At 45.3% G+C, this 21,912-nt stretch carries 18 protein-coding genes and 1 pseudogene; 9 read left to right on the top strand and 10 right to left on the bottom strand.

Features of this window, described 5'->3' with window-relative positions; translation table 11 throughout:
• Positions 1–85 precede the first annotated feature (85 nt).
• From L0659_RS23815 to L0659_RS23805, 3 genes are read left to right on the top strand one after another with little or no spacing between them, the layout of a single operon-like run.
• Positions 86–1,540 carry an arylsulfatase gene (locus L0659_RS23815; RefSeq protein WP_235129074.1) on the top strand — a complete coding sequence of 485 codons (1,455 nt, stop codon included), beginning with the start codon at positions 86–88 and terminating at the stop codon, positions 1,538–1,540.
• Positions 1,541–1,591: 51 nt separating this feature from the next.
• On the top strand, positions 1,592–1,807 hold the full coding sequence (locus tag L0659_RS23810; protein WP_235129073.1) for a hypothetical protein: 216 nt from the start codon (positions 1,592–1,594) through the stop codon (positions 1,805–1,807).
• The gene (locus L0659_RS23805) at positions 1,798–2,061 is read left to right on the top strand and encodes a Txe/YoeB family addiction module toxin (protein WP_235129072.1); all 264 of its coding nucleotides are present in this window, start codon (positions 1,798–1,800) and stop codon (positions 2,059–2,061) included. Before L0659_RS23810 ends, L0659_RS23805 begins: the two co-directional genes overlap by 10 nt.
• Positions 2,062–2,063: 2 nt before the next feature.
• Here L0659_RS23805 and L0659_RS23800 read toward each other — a convergent pair whose 3' ends face one another.
• The 5 genes from L0659_RS23800 to L0659_RS23780 all read right to left on the bottom strand — a co-directional run bounded on the left by L0659_RS23800 (position 2,064) and on the right by L0659_RS23780 (position 6,120).
• Positions 2,064–2,771: a hypothetical protein gene (locus L0659_RS23800; protein WP_235129071.1), complete on the bottom strand. Its 708-nt coding sequence runs from the start codon at positions 2,769–2,771 to the stop codon at positions 2,064–2,066.
• An 83-nt stretch (positions 2,772–2,854) separates the two neighbouring features.
• Entirely contained in the window at positions 2,855–3,268 is a 414-nt protein-coding gene (locus L0659_RS23795; RefSeq protein ID WP_235129070.1) for a putative toxin-antitoxin system toxin component, PIN family, read from the bottom strand.
• Positions 3,258–3,470 (bottom strand): hypothetical protein, encoded by a 213-nt coding sequence (locus tag L0659_RS23790; protein ID WP_235129069.1) that lies wholly within the window; start codon positions 3,468–3,470, stop codon positions 3,258–3,260. Before L0659_RS23790 ends, L0659_RS23795 begins: the two co-directional genes overlap by 11 nt.
• A 61-nt stretch (positions 3,471–3,531) precedes the next feature.
• Complete coding sequence (locus tag L0659_RS23785) at positions 3,532–4,149, bottom strand: response regulator transcription factor (protein ID WP_235129068.1); 618 nt, start codon at positions 4,147–4,149, stop codon at positions 3,532–3,534.
• 42 nt (positions 4,150–4,191) lie between these two features.
• Positions 4,192–6,120: a tetratricopeptide repeat protein gene (locus tag L0659_RS23780; protein WP_235129067.1), complete on the bottom strand. Its 1,929-nt coding sequence runs from the start codon at positions 6,118–6,120 to the stop codon at positions 4,192–4,194.
• Between the two features lie 201 nt (positions 6,121–6,321).
• Between L0659_RS23780 and L0659_RS23775 the strand changes: the two genes are divergently transcribed.
• On the top strand, positions 6,322–6,726 hold the full coding sequence (locus tag L0659_RS23775) for a hypothetical protein (RefSeq protein ID WP_235129066.1): 405 nt from the start codon (positions 6,322–6,324) through the stop codon (positions 6,724–6,726).
• Between the two features lie 12 nt (positions 6,727–6,738).
• On the opposite strand, the gene L0659_RS23770 is transcribed toward L0659_RS23775, so the two are convergent.
• Positions 6,739–7,908, bottom strand: coding sequence for a peptidoglycan DD-metalloendopeptidase family protein (locus L0659_RS23770; protein ID WP_235129065.1), 1,170 nt, complete (start codon positions 7,906–7,908; stop codon positions 6,739–6,741).
• Between the two features lie 128 nt (positions 7,909–8,036).
• Here L0659_RS23770 and L0659_RS23765 point away from each other — a divergent pair, with 128 nt between their 5' ends.
• Positions 8,037–9,185, top strand: coding sequence for a YhcG family protein (locus tag L0659_RS23765; RefSeq protein WP_235129064.1), 1,149 nt, complete (start codon positions 8,037–8,039; stop codon positions 9,183–9,185).
• Between the two features lie 2 nt (positions 9,186–9,187).
• Here L0659_RS23765 and L0659_RS23760 read toward each other — a convergent pair whose 3' ends face one another.
• Positions 9,188–9,685, bottom strand: a complete 498-nt coding sequence (locus tag L0659_RS23760) for a DUF1579 domain-containing protein (protein WP_235129063.1) — start codon at positions 9,683–9,685, stop codon at positions 9,188–9,190.
• A 229-nt stretch (positions 9,686–9,914) separates the two neighbouring features.
• Here L0659_RS23760 and L0659_RS23755 point away from each other — a divergent pair, with 229 nt between their 5' ends.
• A complete protein-coding gene (locus L0659_RS23755; RefSeq protein ID WP_235129062.1) occupies positions 9,915–10,928 on the top strand; it encodes a GlxA family transcriptional regulator in 1,014 nt (337 codons plus the stop codon).
• Positions 10,929–10,992: 64 nt separating this feature from the next.
• On the opposite strand, the gene L0659_RS23750 is transcribed toward L0659_RS23755, so the two are convergent.
• The 3 genes from L0659_RS23750 to L0659_RS23740 all read right to left on the bottom strand — a co-directional run bounded on the left by L0659_RS23750 (position 10,993) and on the right by L0659_RS23740 (position 16,959).
• Positions 10,993–15,150: a carbohydrate-binding protein gene (locus tag L0659_RS23750; protein ID WP_235129061.1), complete on the bottom strand. Its 4,158-nt coding sequence runs from the start codon at positions 15,148–15,150 to the stop codon at positions 10,993–10,995.
• 81 nt (positions 15,151–15,231) lie between these two features.
• Positions 15,232–16,599: a hypothetical protein gene (locus tag L0659_RS23745; protein WP_235129060.1), complete on the bottom strand. Its 1,368-nt coding sequence runs from the start codon at positions 16,597–16,599 to the stop codon at positions 15,232–15,234.
• Between the two features lie 93 nt (positions 16,600–16,692).
• The gene (locus L0659_RS23740; protein ID WP_235129059.1) at positions 16,693–16,959 is read right to left on the bottom strand and encodes a filamentous hemagglutinin; all 267 of its coding nucleotides are present in this window, start codon (positions 16,957–16,959) and stop codon (positions 16,693–16,695) included.
• 272 nt (positions 16,960–17,231) lie between these two features.
• On the opposite strand from L0659_RS23740, the gene L0659_RS23735 reads away from it, so the two are divergent.
• From L0659_RS23735 to L0659_RS23725, 3 genes and pseudogenes are all read left to right on the top strand, one after another.
• Positions 17,232–17,507, top strand: a complete 276-nt coding sequence (locus L0659_RS23735) for a helix-turn-helix transcriptional regulator (RefSeq protein ID WP_082213886.1) — start codon at positions 17,232–17,234, stop codon at positions 17,505–17,507.
• A gap of 181 nt (positions 17,508–17,688) precedes the next feature.
• Positions 17,689–18,768, top strand: a complete 1,080-nt coding sequence (locus tag L0659_RS23730) for an efflux RND transporter periplasmic adaptor subunit (protein ID WP_235129058.1) — start codon at positions 17,689–17,691, stop codon at positions 18,766–18,768.
• Positions 18,769–18,781: 13 nt separating this feature from the next.
• A pseudogene (locus tag L0659_RS23725) lies at positions 18,782–21,909 on the top strand (efflux RND transporter permease subunit).
• Positions 21,910–21,912 lie beyond the last annotated feature (3 nt).

Below are 21,912 nucleotides of genomic sequence, written 5' to 3'. Positions count from 1 at the left end.
GTATCAGGGCAAAGATAGCCGCCGATTTTCAAGTATTCCAGCGGTTTTAATGTCTTTTGGAGTATATCAAATATAGGAGTAAATAATGAAAAAAGTTATTGCACTGTTTTGCTGCTTGCTCATTCACCTCACGGGAGCACATTTACACGCCCAGACGCCAGCTACAAAAACAGTTCGTCCAAACATCATTTTCATCCTTGCCGATGACCTCGGTTACGGCGATGTCGGATTCAACGGACAAAAGCTCATCAGGACACCTAACATTGACCGGCTGGCCCGAGAAGGGATGATTTTTAATCAATTTTATGCAGGAACATCCGTTTGCGCACCTTCCAGGTCTTCGTTACTGACCGGCCAGCACACCGGACATACATATATAAGGGGAAACAAATCGGTTTTACCGGAAGGACAGCAGCCTATCGCAGATTCTGTATTGACTGTTGCTGAAATTTTGCAAAAAGCCGGTTACGTCACCGGTGCTTTTGGTAAATGGGGACTTGGCCCGGTTGGCTCAGAAGGAGATCCTAACAAACAGGGTTTCAGTCAATTTTATGGTTACAATTGTCAAAGTCTGGCGCACCGTTATTACCCGAACCATCTTTGGGATAATGATAAACAAATTGTGCTTGAAGCAAATAAAAACCTGCTTTATAATAAAGAATACGCGCCTGACCTTATTCAAAAGAAGGCATTAAGCTTTATGGACAGCCGGGATGGAAAGCAGCCGTTTTTCCTGTTTTTGCCATACATTCTGCCTCATGCAGAGCTGATTGTACCCGATGACAGCATTTTTCAATCTTACAAAGGTAAGTTTGAAGAGAAATTTCACCGCGGAGCAGATTATGGTTCCAATGCAAAAAGTGGCGGCTATACTTCTCAGGAATTTCCCCGCGCTACATTCGCTGCCATGGTTACACGTCTGGATATGTACGTTGGGCAGGTTTTGGATAAATTAAAAGAAAAAGGACTGGACAAAAATACGCTCGTCATCTTCACCAGCGACAACGGCCCGCATGTGGAAGGCGGCGCAGATCCAAAATTTTTCAGAAGCAGCGGCGCATTTCGTGGCGTAAAGCGCGATTTGTATGAGGGTGGGGTTAGGGAGCCATTCGCGGCACGCTGGCCGGGCACGATCAAGCCAGGCTCCAAAAGTGACTACATTGGCGCATTCTGGGACATTCTCCCAACTTTTACTGAACTCGCCAATGCCCAAGCCCCTCATAACATCGACGGAATATCTTTCACTGACGCATTAAAGGGCAAACCGACCCAAAAGAAGCACGATTATTTGTATTGGGAATTCCATGAACAAGGTGGAAGGCAGGCGGTTAGGCAGGGAAACTGGAAAGCCATCAGGTTAAAAGCTGCCGGGAACCCGGATGCATTGGTCGAACTTTACGACCTCTCCAAAGATCCCGGCGAAACTACAAATCTCACCCCCCAATTCCCCGAAAAAGCCAAAGAACTAGGCCAGATCATGAACAAAGCACACATCTCCTCAGCGCTGTTCCCGTTCGGGAGTTTGGTGACGAACGAGTAGAAGTTGCATTTTGAAATAAATTGGTATCTTTATCATACCAAAATTAGCATTATGGAAACCTTAATTATTCAGGGAGACAATGAACAGATCAGCACACTCAAAGCTTTTCTTGAAACTGTCGGCATAAGCTACAAAACCTGCCAGGACCAGGACACAACCGATTATCTGTTAAGCAACTCAACCAATAAGACTGAACTCTTAGACTCTATTCAAGAAGCCAAGGACGGAAAAACCCGTAAAATTGGCCTTGATGATATATGGAAATAGAGTTTACACAGAAAGCGGAATCACAATTAGAATATTGGAGAATGTCGGGGAATGTGGCGATTTTGAAAAAAATCAAAAATCTTGTAACCTCTATCCTGGAAACTCCCTTCAATGGAATCGGGAAACCGGAACCTCTAAAACACGAACTTTCAGGGTATTGGTCGAGAAGGATAACAGACGAACATAGGCTCGTTTACGAAATACAACGCGACAAGGTTATCATCATCCAATGCCGCTTTCACTACACCAAATAATATTACGGCACATAGGTAACTTGCAGCACCCAGCCCTGGGAGCCGTCGGCGTTGGAGCGTTGCCAGCCTGCGGATACGGGTAAATGTTTTAGGAAATAGATTCCGACGCCTGTTGAAAGCTGGCCTTTGGAATGCGAGCCTGAAAGCCAGTCCGCCAATAAATGGATTTTTTCGTACCAGATTCCAGCATCAAGTCCGAGCTGAACGCCATTAATAGGTCCTTCGCCCAAATAACCGTTGTTTGCAAAATAACCTCCGACAGCTAATTTATAATGATCATTGGCCAGCGACGCAGCCAAATTTGCATAGGTGAAGTAAACCAGATGCTTCTTATGGGCAAGATTCGTCCCGGCCAAACCGCCCAAACCAATCCCTAAGGCTTTATTAATCTTGAATAATTTCTGTGTATTGATCAGAACAAGTGGCGCATAGGGCTCAGCTGCACTTGAATCATTATGGACAAAATGATGCGAAGCACGTTCGTAGTTCACATTGAAAACATTGACACCGACTTCCCAAAATTTTCCCAATCCGTAAGTCGCTGTGGTAGTAGAGTTAATAACGTCTTGAATTTCAAATTGCTGCTGAAAACTAAGCTTGTTCTTTTCCGTAATCTCGGATGAAGAAACATTAAAAATAGTAAGCTGCGCAAAAGCGCTTGTCGCAGAAAAAGTCAACGCAAATAAGAAGCAGTAAATGGTTTTAATCATGTGGATAGGATAGGTATTCCTATTCGGAGTAAAAAATCCTTGCCAAGAGTGTTTATCCGTTGCTTCGCTCTTTATAAGGGAAGTTATAGCTTTTGAAGGAAGTTGGCAATGGTCACTATTTGTGTGTCTTCAACGGTTTCAAGATCCAGGAGATCACTATCACCTGTAAGCAAATAGTCGGCCTTTCCATCGATTGCCAACGAAAGTAAGAAGTTGTCTTTGGCATCTCTGCAATGGGTTGCTACGGTAGTTACATGAACGAAATCCGCATATTCTTCTATGGATTCCAATATGGCTTCCAGATCGTCAGTGGAGAAGTATTTTTTGAATTTAGGCCGGCCAGCCACTAGTAAAAATTCGCGTACCAGTTCTTCGCTGAAAACTAAACGGCACTTTCCTGAGAAAAGGATTTTATCAAGCTTTGAATAGTCTTTTGAAATAAGAAAACTGATCCAAAGATTCGTGTCTAAGATTATTCTGATGGGCTTATTTCTCATAACGTTTACTACGGACCAAGTCTACTTCCCTGGCTATTTCATCCAAATTGGGAACTGATTTGTTTTTGGAACGGAGTCGTTTGAGTATAGATGCAAATCCTGAGGCGGCTGGTTTTTCAATTGCTATCAGGTCAAGATCAGCAAGGTCTTTGAGCAATTTGGTCGCCTTCGGATTTAGTATGTTGATTCTTAATGTTGTCATTCTCAAATTTAATTAAATTTTTGAGTCTTCTAACAATTGATAAATTACACTTCCTTTTTACTTAAATCAACCCCAAACCAGCAGCCAGCTTGATGAGCGATGCTGTATTGGATACTTCGAATTTCATTAAGAGATTTTGGCGGTGGCTGTTTACGGTGGTGACGCTGATGAAGAGTTTGTCGGCGATCTGCGGGTTGGTGAGGCCTTCGGCGATGAGGAGCAGGACTTCTTTCTCGCGGCGGGTCAGGAAAGGGATGGTTTTAGGCGTTGGCGTTGCTGCGGCCTGGTCGAAATTGACATTCATAAAATACCCACCCGCCTGGACTTGCTGAATAGCTTCCAGAATTTCTTCTTTGCTTGAACTCTTGATAAGATATCCCGAAGCGCCATTCTGGATCATGCGCGAAACGTAGGCGCGCTCGCTGAATGTGCTCAATGCAAGCGTTTTTACTTCCGGAAATTGGTCCTTAACCTTCTTGCAAAGCTCAATGCCACTGATATCAGGCAAATTAATATCCAAAAAAGCAATGTCGACTTCGTTGGTTTTGAGAAATGCAATGGCGTCAATAGCGTTGGAAGCCGTGCCTACAACCGAAATGCCCTCACTGTCGGATAACAGGGATTTTAGTCCTTCCAATACCATCGGGTGGTCATCTACAATCAGGATTCTGGTGCTCATAAGTTCACACAAAGTTGGGTTACATCTATTAGTAAAAGCATTTTATACGACAGTTTCTACCAGCACCGACGTGCCTTCTTCGGGTGTGGATTGGATGTCGAGCTTACCGTTGAGATAATCCACCCTTGCCTGCACATTTCTGAATCCTGCACCTTTGCTGGTTTCCAGGCTGTTGACATCAAATCCCTTTCCATTATCTTCCACCGTAAGGCTTACATTGCTTCCGATCCTGGTAAGCTGCACCTGCGCTTCCGTTGCTTCCGCATATTTCAGGACATTGTTTAAAAGCTCCTGGACGACGCGGTAAAGTACGATTTCAATGGACGAGTCCAGGCGCTGTTCGAAGCCAAAGTCCTGCATCGTCACCTTCAATTGTCCGGATGCGCTGATCCCTTCGCAGAAATCGCTCAGGGCTTCGATCAGGCCAAACCTGACCAATGTTTCGGGCATCATGCTGTGTGCTACGCGGCGCATTTCGCTGATTGCGCTATCCAGTTGTGTGATTGCCCGGGTAAAGGTCATTGCACTTTCCTCGGGAAGAATTACATTTCCTTTCACGGAATTTAAAGTTAATTTGATACCAGATAATAATCCGCCGAGACCGTCATGCAAGTCCCTGGCTACTCGGGTGCGTTCCTCTTCCTGGCCCTTCAAAATTGAGTTTGTGGCCACAAGCTGTTTTTCCTGTTGTAATTGTAAAACCTCTTGTTCGGCGATCCTTTTTCGGATTGCAATGTTCCTGTAAACCAAAACCGCTATAATAATGAATACGACAAATCCTGCTATAAGACTATAAATTAATGTGTTACGTGTTTGTTTTTCTTTTTCCAAGGTGACAATCTGCTTTTCTTTTTGGGCCGTCAAATATTTGGTGTCCAGCTCCTGCAATTGTTTCTGAATGTCGAGCCCCTGGATTGAATCATTCATCATGTTGTATTTCATCAGATAATCATAGGCGCCTTTGTAGTTGTTCTCGCGGGCCAGATCTGTTGCGTAATCCTCATATAATTCCACCAAATGGTCCGTCATTTGATTCGCTTCCGCAATTTTGAGGGCTTCCCTGGTGTATTTGGCAGAAAGCGCAGTGTCGTTATAATCTTCCGCGACGAACATCAGCGCTCTCAGACATTCCATTTCCAGAAACACATTGCCCGTTTTTCTTGCCAGCGTCAATCCTTTTTCTCCATATTCCCGGGCAACGTCCAACTTTTTCAGTCCGCGGTTTACCCGGCAAAGCCCACCGTAAGCCTGCACGATAAAAATGTCCGATTTGATTTTTTGTGCCACAGCAAGCCCCTCAGTATAAACCGCCAATCCTTCTTTATATCGTTTCAAATTGAAATAATTGCCGCCAATGTTGGTAAGAATGTCGGCCAGTTGCAGGCTATCCTTCATAGGGCGGGCGAGCTGCAAGGCTTTTTGTTTGTATACCAATGATTTTTTAAAAAGATTGGCATGCTCAAATGCGGAACCGATGCTGATGTAAAGCCTTGGCAAAAATTCTTTCATTCCCAGCTTTTCAAACTGGTCTACCGAGCGTTGGTAATATTTGATGGCCTCGGTGAAATTGCCCATGTAAACGTGGCTGGTGGCAATGTTGGCCAGGCTCTTACCAACGTTCACCTGGTGTTTCATGTCCGTGGCAATTTCCAGGCTCTCTTTATTCAGTTTAAGCCCCTGTTCAAATTTCCCTTGCAGGTTCAGTATATACGTATAGTTTGAGCGGAATTTGAACTTCCCCATTTTATACTCGAGCTTCTGGCTTAATGCTTCTGCTTTCAGATAATATTTGCCGGCGCTGTCAATGTTCTGGTTTTCGAGCAGGTTGCCATATTCAATGTAAGCCAGCGCCCGGTTTGTATCCTCCTTACTCTCGCTGATCTTCTTCAAAATTGAATTCGCATCGCCGGTTTGGGCATTTGCATGTGCATAAATAAAAATGAGTAAGGCCGTCGTAAAAACTAATTTCATCGATTGCAGAGGAGTTTTGACTTGAAAATTACGGGTGTAAAATTCTTAAATAAAACCTTTCAATAATATCCTGTAAAAGCATGATTTTTCGAAAATCCTACTTTCAGAGGATTGATTGCCGCGCTGCTACGGATCTACCTTTGTTGAGTCAAAAAGGACAATTTATAATATCTATTTATTGAATATTTAATCAAAACAGCCATGAAAAAGATTTTTCTGATTCTATTCCTGAGTACATTATTTTTTGCCTGCAAGAAGGACAAAGACAAAGATCCTGCGCCTGAACTGGCCGCGCAGGTGGCGGGCACATACAAGGTTACAGAGTTGAATGTCGACGGGGTTAAAAGGCCTTTGAATGGATCATTAATTACAGTTCACCTGGATAAGTTTTCCGCCGAAGTTGTGACCGCAAAGATGAAGGCAAAGGTGGATGGCGTTTCTGAGCCGGACGAAGATCTGGGAACATTAAACCTGAAAAATTCCGGAAGCACAGGGATCGACATTTACGAAGGAACCGAAAAAGTGGGAAGTGTAAAATCCAATAAGCTGAACATTTTCGTGGTTTTTGAAGGCCAGGACATTGAGATGATCGCTGACAAGCAATAGTTTGTTTTTGTATTATTCAATTGAAGAAATCTGTTTCGAATAAGCCTCGAACGGCACGGTAGGAATATATCCTTTTGCGCCGTTTTCTGTTTCTACCCTGAATCCTTTTGCCATTTCACCCAATATCCTTACCAACGTATTAGCGGGCAGCGAAGCGATCTGCCCGGACTTTTCAAATTGGGGAGAAACATATAAATTGGCTTTACGCCGAATGTGGACCGTATCGCCCAGCCAGCGTGACCGCTCGGGCAAGCCTGGGATTTTTTCTTTACGATTATCGATAAATGGTAACGGATTAACGGCCCCTGAGCCACGTGCATAGATCCCAAAATGTAAATGCGGCGCCGTTGTGATTGCATTACCCGTATTTCCAACCAATCCAAGTGTATCTCCAACGATCACCCGCTGGCCAACTGAAACCATTTGACTGTCCAAATGTGCATAGTATAGAGAATAGGAGCTGCTCACGGATGAAAGAAACACAACCTTCCCACCCAGATTATTGGTGCCTGTTTGCGTCACAAAGCCATTTTGCGCTGCAATAACAGGTGTTCCGCGTTTGGCCCGGATATCAATTCCTTCATGTGACCGCACCCCACCATCGCGGTCCGCACCCCAGAAACTAATCACGGATGACATGCTATGTCCGGAAACCGGGAAGCCTAATGCCGGTTCGGTGGTGAGGGAGAGTGACACAGCCGTTTGTTCATTCAGGCCGGTTTGCAGGCGCAGGAGTAATGTGTCGGAGTCGTCGTTTGTGTAGGTTAATGTTTGTGTTTTATCGCTGATGTAGTCGAGTCGCTGCGGCTTTCCGTTGCGCTTGATTTTATAGAGTTCCATAAAGAAATGGGCAGATGTGTCGCCCTCTTCACGGGTAGGCGCTATAACCAGTCTTCGCCCTTCAGGAACCTTCAACAGGATCGCCTGCGCCGGCACGGAATCACCCAGAAAAAACCGCTCCTGATAAGGTGCAAGTGAAAATACCGAATCATTCAACACAGCCTCACCAACTCTGAACCACGTTTGGCCCGCGGCGGTCTTCTCCATTTTAGCCTTATAGAGTTCCTTCTCATAATGTTCCCGCGGCGTCACCGGAAACCAATGTGAAACCGGCACAGGCTTACAGGAAACGGCAAAACCCACAACCAAAACCACAATCAAAAGCCGAACCAAGTATTTCATCTGAACAAATTATTAACCTTTTACCGATAGTTAACAAATTCATGCCATTGGGAGAATGGTTTGGGTGCTAGTGAGGTGAAAGATATACTTTACCAACGTTTAAATTTTTACACTATCATCTGACTACTATGAAAAACTACAATGGATTGGTGAATGCCATTCAGACGACGCACACAACTCTTCAACAAAATGCTGTCAAAGCGATTAACAAGCATGTTACGCTTAAAAATTGGCTGGTCGGCTTTTATATTGTAGAGTTTGAACAGAATGGAGAAGACCGGGCTAAGTATGGAGATAAGTTGCTCCAAAGGCTTGCTGATTCTCTGGGACAGAATGCTTTTTCAGCCCGAAACCTGCGACTTTGCAGACAATTTTACTTGCTATATCCTGACATTTCAAGAATCGTGGACCAGCAATTAAAACAGCTTGGAATAAAGGGCTCTTCAATTTGGCAATTGCCGATTGCCAAATTATCAGGTGCTGATAATGAATTAGTTGAAATTGTGGAAGCCAATGTCGCGCAAGACAGCGACACAAGTTGTGATATTCAATTCGAGCAAGAGAAGCTTATTGGAAATCTATCTTACACGCATCTTGTTCAGTTGTTTCCAATTGGTTCAGCAGAAAAACGCGCTTTCTACGAATCCGAATGCATTAAAGGTAATTGGAGCGTGAGTGAGTTGAAGCGGCAGATTAATACGCTTTATTTTGAGCGTTCAGGATTGAGCGTTGACACACAGAAGCTCCGTTTGCATGTGAATGAAACTTCGGAAAAAGCAAATCTGGCTGATCTCATTAAATCACCATTTACATTTGAATTTCTAGGGTTGAAAGCCAAGGAAGTAGTTTATGAGAATGATCTGCAACAAGCGCTGATTGATAATCTGGAAGAATTTTTAATAGAACTTGGCCATGGATTTTGCTTTGAAGCGAAACAAAAACGCATTACGATGGGCGGAGAATATTTCTTCATCGATCTGGTTTTTTATCACCGCATTCTGAAATGCCATGTGTTGGTGGAGTTGAAAACAAAAGAGGCCAAGCACGAGCATATCGGGCAGCTAAAAACATATATTAACTATTATAAAAAAGAGGTCATGCAGCCGAGTGACAATCCGCCCGTCGGACTGTTGCTTGTTACGGACCAGAATAAAGCGCTGATCGAATATGCGGTTGCAGACAGCGATATGCCGCTGTTTGTGAGCAAATATATCGTAGAGCTGCCGACCAAAGAGGAACTGGAAACATTTATTAAGAGAGAACTGGCTCAGTTGTGAGTTTATGCAATCCGCTTGTAAATGGTTTCTGTGGCTTTGTCTTCCTGGCCTTCCGGGGAAATGTTGTAGGCTGTGATGATGAGGGTTTCGTTGTCTGTGAGCCCGACTACGGTTCGCCAGCCCCAGGGTTCGGGGATTTCGGGGCCACCGTAACTGCCTAAGGCGGAAAAGCCGGATGCTGAAGGGGCGCCGCTGGATAACATGATGCCGGTGCCCATGTGGAAACTGTCGATCCAGGCGGATTGGAAATTGTTGTTTGGGATGTCGTAGCCGTAGATTGCTATGCCTTCGAAGGACTTTTCGCTTAGTGATCCTTTGTATTCGTGCATGAGAAACCTGCCGCCTAATATGGAGCGGATCGTTCCTTCCATCGGGGATTCATCTGCTACAACGCCTGGCTCGAACCAGGTTTTGGTGGTGCCTTTCCAGGTTCCAATTAGTGATTGCAGTTGGTTATGGACGCCTGATTCCAGGGATGTTTCGAATTTTGATTTGCTCATGATTTTTGATTTTTAGCCACGGATACACGGATTTACACGAATAGCATTGGATTAGAAAGCTGTAAGTTCATTTACATCCGGCCTCGCTCATATTCCTATAATACTATTGTTTATTACAAAAGTAAGATTATCATTTTAAAATGCATGGCTTTTAAAATCAACAAATAGGGGCATTTGAGACAAAATAATATTATATTGTCGCACACTTTGCCTTTAAATCGCTATAACAATGATACAGTTAGGTCTTTTGATTACAAATAAGCATCGTTTGCTAAGTGTAGCGGCAATCCTGGATGTTTTCGAATCGGCAAATATGTTTTACGAGCGGGAGAACGGCGCTCCTTTTTTCAATATTAATCTTTTTTCTCCTGAAACTTATCCTAGCCAGTTCTATGGGGCTTATGAGATCAGTTCGGTCACCGCAGCGCCGCAGCAAAATCTGATTTTGGTGCCGGCATTCGGTGCGGGAGACTTGAAAATTTCCATAGCAAAAAATCAAATCTGCATTCCCTGGCTTTGGGAGCAATATCAGAATGGGGCCGAGATCGCAAGCTTTTGTACAGGTGCCTTTTTACTCGCTGCTGCCGGCTTACTGAATGGAAAAGAAGCCACAACGCACATTGATGCCGCTATGGCATTGGCTTCAAACTTCCCGGACGTAATCATGAAAAGTGATGCGGTTGTAACGGACGACAAGGGAATCTATACCAGTGGCGGCGCAACCAGCAGCTTTCATTTAATGCTTTATTTAATCCAGCGATTTTGCGGAAAAGAACTTACGCTGCGCACGGCGAAAATGTTTGCCATTGATATGGACCGGGAGCAGCAAACGTATTTCGGAACATTCTCACCTTCTTCGGACCATGGAGACGGTTTGGTGAATATGGCGCAGCAAAAAATTGAAAAGGAGTATCAGGAAGGAAGCACAATTGAAGCTTTGATTCAGGATATTCCGGCCAGCAGGCGAAATGTGGTGCGGCGTTTTAAGCAGGCAGTTGGTGTTACGCCAATCGAATATTTGCAAAGGACGCGCATTGAAGCCGCAAAAAAACTGCTGGCACAAACTGACCAGAGCGTTTTGGAAGTCATGCTGAACTCCGGTTACAATGATCTGAAATCGTTTCGACAGTTGTTCAAAAAAAGCACAGGCGTTACGCCGAAAGAATACCGGGACAAATTCAACATTGCAAAGCTCGATGGAAGCCGCATGGCAAATCGTGGGACAGCGCATTATTTGAATTAAATAAAAAACGCCTGGAATTAACTTTAATGTTGAATTCCAGGCGCGCATAGTCATGTTGGCATGCTCAATGCACCTTTGCCACTTTGCGGAATGTGCTTTGATTTCCCTGTTTCACCTCGATGATATAAGCACCAACCGGCAACTGCGTGAGGTTGAGTTTGTGCGAGAGCTTATTTGCAGGCTTCTGCACCAGGTTATTTTTATATAGTTTTCCTGATTTTGCATCAAAAACCTTTACTTCAACATCTGCGCTGTTCTCATTTGCCAGTTCAACGTTTACAAAGTCTGTTGCCGGATTTGGGAAGACATTAACATCTTCATGCAACGGCAATTCTCCGTTTAATTCGGCAGCCGTCGCTGCTGTCCGTGCATTGGGCGCGCTGGAAGCGATGACGAAAATGGGCGTTTCCGTAACTGTAACCGTTACTTTCCCATCTACAATGCCTTTTTCCTGCATTGCCATATAATCGCTTCCTGCGGTTGGGGTATATATTTTTGCAATACCAGGTTCTCCCAGATCAAGGGTGTATTCGGCTGTGCGGCCTACTTCATCCGGGATAGCAAGGATAAACAGCGACTTCCCATTCAGCTCATAGCGATCCACAACCGGGTCAGCGTGAATGGTTTCCTTGTAAACGTAATCGCCGAAAAGGTTTTTAGTTTGGATAAAAAAATCAGAAACCGGCCTGCGCGACAGATCATCATTCAACAACCCGGAAGTCCCGAACATCCAGTCCCAGGCAGGGTTATCGTCATACATTTGAAAGTAAAAAACCTTTTCAATTCCATGACGGGCGGAAAACAGTGAAGTGCGCAAAATCCAGTCTGCCTGAGTCTGTTTAGGCGATTTGTCACCAATTGGGATGACTTTCAAAGGGCTGGTCTGTGCGAGGTCATAACCTGCTTCTGTAATCCAAACCGGCATATCCTGCGAAATTTCTTTGGATGTTTTTACAAAATTATCGAGCATAAAGTGCGCGACACCAACCTCAGGCGCGACGCCGCGACCGGATGTTCCACTTTGGTTTGAAGAAGCATCATCTGTATAAAGGTGGAAATTGACGATATCCCAGCAGAGATTCAAGCTCCCGTCGGGCCGGTAACCTCTGAATTCCTTGCACCAGTCGACCATTCCTTTCAGATAATCAGGGCCCGTGACCATTCCTGCAATCACGACTTTCATATTCGGATCAGCGTTTTTGACGCCTACTCCTGCTCCCATTGTATTTTTATGACCATCATAAAAAGCGGAAATGTTGGCTGCATATTCACGAGCGGTCTGGTAACCTTTTCTGCCTTTCCACCATTTGTCACGCTCATTGTCACATTCAATGTATTTGATCAGGTCCAGACCGATTTTTACTGTGTTGGCATAGTCGCCGTGCCATCTTGGAATCGTGTCTACTTTCAATAATGACGGATCAACATTCACATTACTGCCATAGCGCGCCACATACTGGAACGCAACTCTGGCCTGCTCAATGTAGGAAAGCGGATCTTTGAAATCCTTTCCGTAACGGACCGGCACGTTCTCCGAATCCCTTTCGCCTTCCGGGTAAGAGGCTAACATCCAGCCTGGGAGCGTCTTCAAGCACGCTAAAACTTCGATATTCTCCTGTTTTAATCTTTCATAAATCAGGTCATAATTCCAGCTTCCGCTTAATGTTGGATTGTAAGAAAATACGCCTTCTCTTGATTCCAGTTTTTCCCAATCCATATAATGTCTGAAACCGGAAAAGCTCTTGGCTGCATTCACTTTTGCTTCAACAAGTGACTCGGTATGCGCTCCATCCTGGAAATTCCATTCATATCCATTAATACCCAACATATCCTTTAACCTGATATTCTTCGTGCGTCCGGGCGCATTGGGAGGCGGCGCCGGCGTGTAACTTCCATATAGTTCAAGCTCAGTGGGAAGCAGGTTTGGAATGGTCAAAACCAGATAGCGAATGTTCGAAACGGGAGTATCCAGTGTGAATTGCGTGTTTGAGGCCCTGTCAGGATAAGGTCCTACCCAGCCATTATAAACCGAGCCCGTAAATGTTGCTACCTGAGTGCGGTTCCATTGGTCATCAATAACAGATAAAATGAACGGCTGATTTTCCGTAGAACCTGTATAATCGAAGAATCTGACACTTTCCAAAGTGATTTGCTCTCCATCTTTCAGCGGATAATAGGCGTCATAATAATCAATGGCCTTTCCCCAGCCGGTGAGGACATCCGCCTGCGTATTGCCGTCAAAGAGCCCTTCGAGTCCATTGGCCGCGTTTGTCAGCTGATACCAGCGTTTCGGGTCGAGTATGATTTTAGCTCCGGCAATGGGGTTGGCAGGAGTGGATTGCTCCGTAACTGTCAAGATTCTGCTTACGTTTTCAGCTAGCAAATAATGTTCACTTGCCGACTGTGAAGCAGTTATCGTAGTTTGTCCGGCGCCTACAAGCGTGGCCTTCCAGATGCCAGTTGCATTGGAAACGGTTGCTACTGCGGTGTTGGAAGAAAAGAATGTTATTGGCGATTCGTTGTTATTGCTGGTTGCAGTCAGGTTAAATGTCCCTTCCTCCAAGCCTTTGGTGCCAATTTCGTTAAATGTGATTGTCGATTGTTCCTGAACAGAACCTGTTGAAATCTCAAACCAATTGAGGTTAAATGCCCCGCGATTTGCATAAATGCGTAAGATTTGGCTGCCCGCCGGAAGGTTAACTGTCGTGCGGATGGTGCTGTAATTATTCCAGCCTCCGGTTTGCGGAACATTTACATTTCCCAGGACAACGCCAGCCCCATTTTTTATTTCAATATTGCCATTTCCGTAACTATTCGAAACCCGAAAACCAATGGTGTAAGTCCCTGATGTAGCGATTTTTACATTGTAATCAAGCCAATCGCTGTCGTCAATATACGTTACTGTTGAGCCGCCGTCGGTGTCGGTAGTTTCTTCCGTCCTTACGTCGCTTGCCAGGTCAAATGTTTCGGCCTCCATTCTGCCGGTGAGCGGCCTTGACGCCTTGGCTTCGAACCAATTGAAGTTCCAGCCGCTGTGTAACGACTGGATTTTTAATGTTTCATTTCCTGCGGGCAGTGCTGCAAGCATATGAACAGTCCGCCAGCCCTGCATACCGCCTGTTTGAGGCACCGTAATGCGGCCTAATTCTGTCCCATCGCTCTTTTTGATTGCAAAAGACGCTTCGGGAGTGTAACCATTTGCCACACGGTAACTTAATGTGTAAATGCCTGATTCAGGAGAGTTTACGTTATATTCCATCCAGCTGTCGTCCTGGATCCAGCCTACATTTTCGCCGCCGCCCTCATCTGTGGTGGCTTCGGTGCCAATGTTGTTGGAAGCATCAAAACTTTCGGCCTGAATTCTTGCGGGTAATGCTACGCCAATGGCGGGTTCGCCCTGGGGAATAAGCTCAAACCAGTTTAAATTGAAGGAACCCTGCGGCGTTGCGAGGTGAATGACCTGACTTCCGGCCGGTAAGGTGAGCTGTGTGGAGATCGTCGCCCAGTTTTGCCAGCCGCCTGTTTGTGGCACATTCAGTTGCCCTAATAATGTTCCGCCAGCGTTTTTGATTTCAATTACGCCGGAGCCGTAACTATTGGCAATCCGGAAATTGGCCGTGTAAGTGCCGCCTGTCAGTTTAATGTTGTAGTCCAAAAAGTCGCCATCGTCAATGTAACCGACATTCAGGTTCCCGTCTGTATCAGCGGTCGTTTCTGTCCGGACGTCGCTAACAGCATCAAAATCCTCCGCTTCGATCCTCGTGGACACATTGCGCGATGCAGCAGCTTCAAACCAATTAAAATTGAAGCCGCCTTTTTCTGCAAATACTCTTAATGTTTGATTGCCTTGTGGGAGCAATGCTACAAAGCTGATGGTGGCATAGTTTTGCATTCCACCGGTCTGCGGCAAAATCCTTTGACCCAGATTATCACCATTAGCAGATTTTAGGGTAAGGGTAGCCTCCGGGCTATATCCATTAGCAATCCTGAAACGAAATGTATAGTAGCCTGTAACAGAAGCATTAACGTTGTAATCCATCCAGCTACCATCCTGGATCCAGCCAACATTTCGGCCGCCATCTGCGTCCCCGGTTTCCTCAGTGTCAACCGAGTTCATCGCGGTGTAGTCTTCTGCTTCTATCCTTCCGGGAAGGGATTGATAGGATTGTGACTGACAGATAAAAGAGGTGAATAAGAGATAAGCGAGTAAAAGTTCTTTCATTCCTGAGGGGTATAATTTTCCCCGGAAGATACAATTTGTTTGAATTAGTTTATGTAGGGCGTAGAAAGTTTTCTAGGTGGTTTAAGCCACAACTTCCAGCAGATAAAATCCATAAGGTTCCAGCACCAAAAATTCGGCATCGTTCCCAGGCTCCAAATAAATTTCACGCCAGTAATCGTACAATTTTTCGGGAGCCAAGCCATTATACCGGAATGAGTGCCAGGTCAGGTATGCGCTTTCACTGCTGTAATTAAAAATGCAATAAAGTGCCTTTTCCCGGCCATTTCGGACAAACCCTGCAATGTGAATGTTGTGTCTGGGCAGCCACCGCGTATTTTTTGTATCTGAGACTACATCGAGGCTTTTTCTGATCGCCAGCAATTTTTTTGTTCCTGAAAAAATCCTGTTTTCAATCATGCTTTCCTGTTGATCTGCAAAAGAAACCATTGGAAGCCCACCAAGGAAGAAGCTGTTCGCTTGCATCAGCAGAATCCGTTGAATAGCTGTGCTGATCTGCATTTCGCTTTTGTCCTTAATCGCTTGATCCAGACCAGATAGGGATGCTAATGTAACATTCTTATCAGCGTTCGAAATTGTATAATTGATCCAGGTTGTGCCAAAGGGTTTTTCGTATAAAAATGTTTCTGCCTCAATCATCTCGGCAACCTGACCCGAGGCTAACGCATCCCATTGCAGGGACATTTGCGTATCATTATAAACAAAATCACATTCTTTGGCCAGATATCGGGCCTCACCAAAAAACTTCATGGCATCCTCCGGCGAAGCGGATGCTGTCACCCCCAGGGCCATTCCAGGTGCTGTGACTTGCAGGCATTGTTTGATTAATTGGAGAATAGTATGAAACTGTGACTGAACTTCCTGGAAATCAGAAGCATTAATCACCAATATATCAACACCGATATTGGCATTGAAAAGAATGTCCTTCAACAAATTTACCAATGCCGCAGGCTTTGACTTTTCCGTGTCATTTTGGACGAGATCAAGCATCAGATACAAGCCATGTTGGTGCATTATGGCCCTCAAATCATCAGGATCAACCTGAATGTTTGCTAAGTGCAGCACATTTATTCCCAAATCATTGAAAAAAGGAAGGTTGTCCCTTAGGACATCGAAATCTGCATTGAAACGAGCTTCCATAAGACTCATTCCAGCCAATTCATTGCTCAGATACCAATTTTCCGGCTTTTTATTATCGCGATCCTTTAAATCCTGGGGCCTGCTCAAATGTGAGGAAATGAGCACTTCGATCAGCTTTGTAAAATTGGCGCTGAAATCGGGATGGTCGTTGTATAATTGTGTGTATAAGTCACGAATTTCAGCGGCATGCAAGACAAGTTTTGTATAAAATTTCTTATCTGCATCCGCAATGTCAAGGTTATTATTTTGCACAGCGTCAAAAAGCGCCGTTACGATTTGATTGTTATCCATGATTCTAAAAATTAAGCCACTTCACTCCGGACTGATATTGAATGACAGAACTGTAATAGGAGTAGATGAGACTTATTGCGGCGATGCCGCGGCTTAATTAAAAGCGGGAATGTCGGGTTCTCCGCCTGGCTCGCGCAACGGTTCAACCTCGGGGATAACCGGCTCAACGGGCGGCAGTTCAGGCTCCGGAGAAATTGGCGGCGTTTCAGGATCTCGCTCAAATGGCGGCGTTTCTTCCGGCGCATCCGGCGAAGGCACTCCGGGACGCGGATCAAAAGGTGGCGTCTCCCGCGGATCAGAAGGATCATTCGCAATACCCGACCCGTCCCAGTATTCAGAAGCTATTTGGTAAATATCCATGGTTTCAAACGTTTGTTGTGTAGTAGAAATGTAAACACGCAAGTTACAATAACTGTGCCGGGCAACGGGTGCCGGGCACCGCGTGCCGGGCACTAAATGCACGGCAAAGCATAGACGGCAACTTTATCCTGGATCGGGTTTAGGGTTGGCTGGAAAGTTTTGCCTGTTTTGGAAAGTTTTTGGCTGTTTTGGAATTATTTATTCCTTTGCTTTGTAATGTACGCACTGTGCAGTTTATTAATATATTCAAATTTATCTATATATCTTAAATCATGGAGGTCAGGAGAGTGGAGCGGATATCGAAAGCGTTGAGCGACCCCAGCCGTATTCTTATATTACAGGAGTTGCGCCAAAAAGAAGACTGTTTGTATTGTCACGAGATTTCAGAATTCATTGACTTAACCCAGCCTTCAATTTCTCATCATGTAAAGCAGCTGGCAGATGCAGATCTGATCGTTGTAGAAAAAGAAGGAAGAAACGTGAAGTACAAATTGAATAAAGAGGTTCTCAATGAATACGTTCAGTTTTTGAACAAATTAAAAATCTGAGTTTTTTTACCCGAATACATCGAAACATTTCGATATATAAATAAGTAACCCACGTTTACATCTATTACCCAGATTTCCCAAGTCTAACCAACTTCGTTTCCAAAACTTGGGAAATCTGAATCAGCCAGGAAAAATAAAAAACTATTAACTAATACATCGAAATATTTAAATTAATCTATAAATGGAAAAGACCATACAATCTGCCAAAATTATATCGGGCCTGATCATTACAGGCGTGATATTGCTATCCGTATTCTTCAAAGGATACACATCAGAAAAGGTTACGCCCGCCGAAAAACCAGCCGCCACCGCCCAGCCAACCGGCGTTCCCGTTGACGGTCAGGTGCTTCATGCTGAATCACTTGATGAGGCCATGACCGTTTCAGGAACGCTCATGGCCTATCAGGAAGTTAGTATTTCAAGCGAACTTAACCGCAAAGTCGTTGCGGTGCATGCCAGGGAAGGGAAATTCATTCACGCAGGAACTTTGCTTTTCAAGCTTGACGACGCCGATCTGCTTGCTGAACTGGAACAGTTGAAACAACAGGAAAAATTGGTTTTACTTAACGAAAGAAGACTTAAAGATCTGATTGACAGAGAAGCAGCTATTCAGCAAGATTATGATCAGGCATTTACGAACCTGAAAGTGCTGCAAGCGAAAATCGACCAATTGAAAGTAATGATCGCCAAAACCAGCATCCGCGCTCCGTTTAGCGGTTACCTGGGCATTGTGAATGTCTACACCGGCGCTTTTGTAACGCCCGGAAGTCCGCTGGCACTGCTTACCGATAACAGCCGACTGAAAATAGACTTTGCGGTTCCAGAAAAACACGCGAACACATTGAAAACGGGTGATGAAGTGCAATACAATGTTGAATCCAATGATAAAAATTACAAAGGCCGGATCGTAGCGCATGAAGCCGGATTGGATCAAAAAACCAAAACATTACTCATGCGGGCCGTAACTGATAATAAGGGTGGACAGCTGTTGCCAGGTCAGAGCGCGCGGTTAACATTGCGTTTAGCCAACACCGGTAATGCATTAATGGTCCCCAATCAGGCCCTGATCCCATCATCGAAAGGTTACAGCGTGTATGTCGCCAATGCAGGCAAGGCAGGTTTCAAATCCATCGAAGTCGGCGAGCGCAGCGCTTATTCTGTGCATGTTACCAAGGGACTTTCTCCCGGCGACACCATTATTACCAGCAACATGCTGCGATTAACACCAGGTTCGGCCATTCAGTTGGTTTCAGTTAAATAAAAATCTATTAGTCATGAGTGCTATTTCACAAGTAAGTATTTCCCGGCCGGTTTTGGCCGGGGTAATGTCCGTACTGCTTATACTTTTCGGGATTGTTGGTTACACATTTTTGGGAACGCGGGAATATCCCGTGACAGATTCGCCGATTGTAATGGTAACCACGGTTTATCCCGGTGCGAGTGCCGATATTATTGCTTCCCAGGTTACCAAACCATTGGAAGAGGCCATCGCCGAAGCAAACGGAATCCGTTCAGTATCATCCACTTCCCGCGAGCAGGTCAGCATTATCACCGTCGAATTTGAACTGAATGCAGATCTTGAAGCGGCCGCCAACGATGTACGGGACAAGGTTTCAAAATCCCGTCAGCAATTACCAACTGACATTGAGCCGACGATTGTAGAAAAGGCCGGTCCTGCGGATTTCCTGGTTTTTCTAACCGTTCAAAGTAAGACAAAAACGCTGGAAGATGTCACCGATTTTGTTAATATCAACATTAAGGAAAGGCTGCAATCCATCCCGGGCGTTAGGTTGGTTGACTCCTACGCAGGCAGAAAACGCGCCATGCGACTGAGAATGGATCCTGTGAAATTGGCTTCCTATGGGCTTACGCCAACGGACATTCAAGCCGCATTACAACGTGAAAACGTGGATTTGCCCAGCGGTCGTATTGAAGGCGAAAACACAGAAGTAACATTGCGGACGCAGGGAAGATTGGTTACGGAAGATGATTTTAACAACATGATCCTGCGTGAGAGTGATGGCGCCATTGTGCGGTTCAAAGATGTGGGACAAGCCGTAATGTCGTCTCAGAACGAGCGTACGGCCATGATCGTCTACAATGGCAAAACGGCTGCATATGGGGTCGGGACGGGCGTAAGTCCGCAACGTGGCGCCAACTCGCTGGCCATTGTAGATGAGTTTAAAAATCGTTTTGAAGAAATTAAAAAAAAACAGCTCCAAAAGAATACGAAATTGCCCTTGGTAAAGACTTTACTGTTCCCGTAAGAAACTCATTATCAGAAGTTGAAGAGACATTATTGCTCGCCTTCGCATTGGTCTCCCTGATTATATTCGTCTTTCTTAGAGACTGGCGAAGCACAGTAATCCCGCTGCTGGCCATTCCGGTTTCGATCATTTCGGCTTTCTTTATCATGTACATCGCCGATTTTTCAATCAATGTGCTGACGCTCTTAGGATTAGTCCTGGCGATCGGGCTCGTCGTCGATGATGCGATTATTGTTTTGGAAAATATTTATAGCAAAGTAGAAGAGGGGATGTCGCCTATTGAGGCGGCGCGGGAGGGCTCCAATGAGATATACTTCGCGGTGATTTCTACTACCATTACACTCGTTGCAGTGTTCCTGCCGATCCTCTTTCTAGGCGGTCTGACCGGTCGTTTATTCAAAGAATTTGCCATTGTCGTCGCAGGCTCAGTGACCGTTTCAGCATTCGTCGCGCTTACTTTGACCCCGATGATGAGTGCTTATCTGCTCAAATCGGGCACTTCGCACAATTGGCTTTACAAAAAGACAGAGCCTTGGTTTGTATCCATGAACAATGCCTATGCAAGATCGCTCTCTGCATTTATGAAAGTGCGTTGGCTGGGTATCGTGCTGCTTTTGGTGTCATTTGGTGTTGCATTCTGGCTTGCTCCCAAACTTCCTTCTGAGCTCGCACCGCTGGAAGACAGGTCAATGGTCGGACTTGCAGTAATGGCTCCCGAAGGCACCTCGTATGAAAGTATGGAGCAGAGCATGAAGGAAATTGGCAATTTTGTGAGTGATTCCATTCCCGATCTCAACCAGGAACGCACCTATACGGCGGTTGCAGCGGCGGGGGGAACATTGGCGCAGCCGGTTAATGGCGGTTTTCAATGGATTTTTCTCAAAGAACCAAAGGATCGGAAGAGCGGATTGACACAGCAGCAGATCTTTATGAAGCTCGTTGGTGCCTCGCAGAAATTCAGAAATGTGCTGATCATTCCCATTCAGTTGCCGACTATCGGAGGTTACGGCAATACGCAGCCTGTTCAATATGTCGTGCAAGCGCCTGATCTAAAAGCGCTTATCGATATTATGCCTAAGTTAATGGGAGAGGTAAGCGGCAATAAAAAACTGGTTTTTGCAGACGCGGATTTCAAGATCAACCGCCCCGAAATCAGCATTAGCATTGACCGTCAACGTGCCGCCCAGCTGGGCATTTCTACCCAAGCCATCGGCCAAACATTGCAACTTGCGCTGAGCAGCAGAAGATATGGTTACTTTATCCACAACGACCGCCAATATGAGGTCATCGGCCAGCTCGACCGGGAAGACCGATCGGCTCCTTATGATTTGAAATCGCTGTATTTGAAGTCAGGAAGTGGGCAAATGGTGTCTTTGGATAACCTCACCAAGCAAAATGAAGGCATTAGTCCTCCTGCCATTTACCGTTACAACCAATCTTACAGCGCGACTATTTCCGCGACGCCCGCTGCGGGAGTTAGTTTGGGAGAAGCTATTCAGGAGTTGGATAAAATCACGTCCAAAGAGCTTCCCAAGGGTTTCAGCACCGCATTGGCAGGACAAAGCCGGGATTATTCTGAAAGCAGTTCGAGCCTGATATTCGCATTCATTTTCGCCATTGTGCTGATCTATCTGGTTTTGGCCGCCCAATTTGAAAGTCTGGTAGATCCGTTTATCATTCTTCTGACCGTTCCGATGGCGTTAACCGGCGCATTGCTAAGCCTTTGGTTTACAGATCAAACAGTAAATATTTTTAGCCAGATCGGGATCATTATGCTCATTGGCCTGATCACCAAAAACGGGATTCTGATCGTAGAGTTTGCCAACCAGAGTAAGGAAAGTGGAACATCAACATTTGAGGCTGCCAAAATTGCAGCTGTAAGCAGGTTCCGCCCGATCCTGATGACGACGCTTGCCATGATTTTTGGAACATTACCCATTGCATTATCGCTCGGAACAGCGTCCGGAAGTCGCCAGTCATTGGGCATTGTGGTTGTGGGAGGCTTAATCTTCGCGGGAGTTTTGACTCTTTATGTGATTCCTTCGATCTATTCCTATCTGTCCAGACCGCACAAAAAGCGCAAGGAAGATGGAAACGCGCCAGTTGTAGAAGAGGCCTTGGAACACACACATTAATCC

This window comes from Dyadobacter sp. CY347, assembly GCF_021502655.1.
Lineage (GTDB): Bacteria > Bacteroidota > Bacteroidia > Cytophagales > Spirosomataceae > Dyadobacter.
This window is presented reverse-complemented; position numbering and strand designations above follow the sequence as displayed.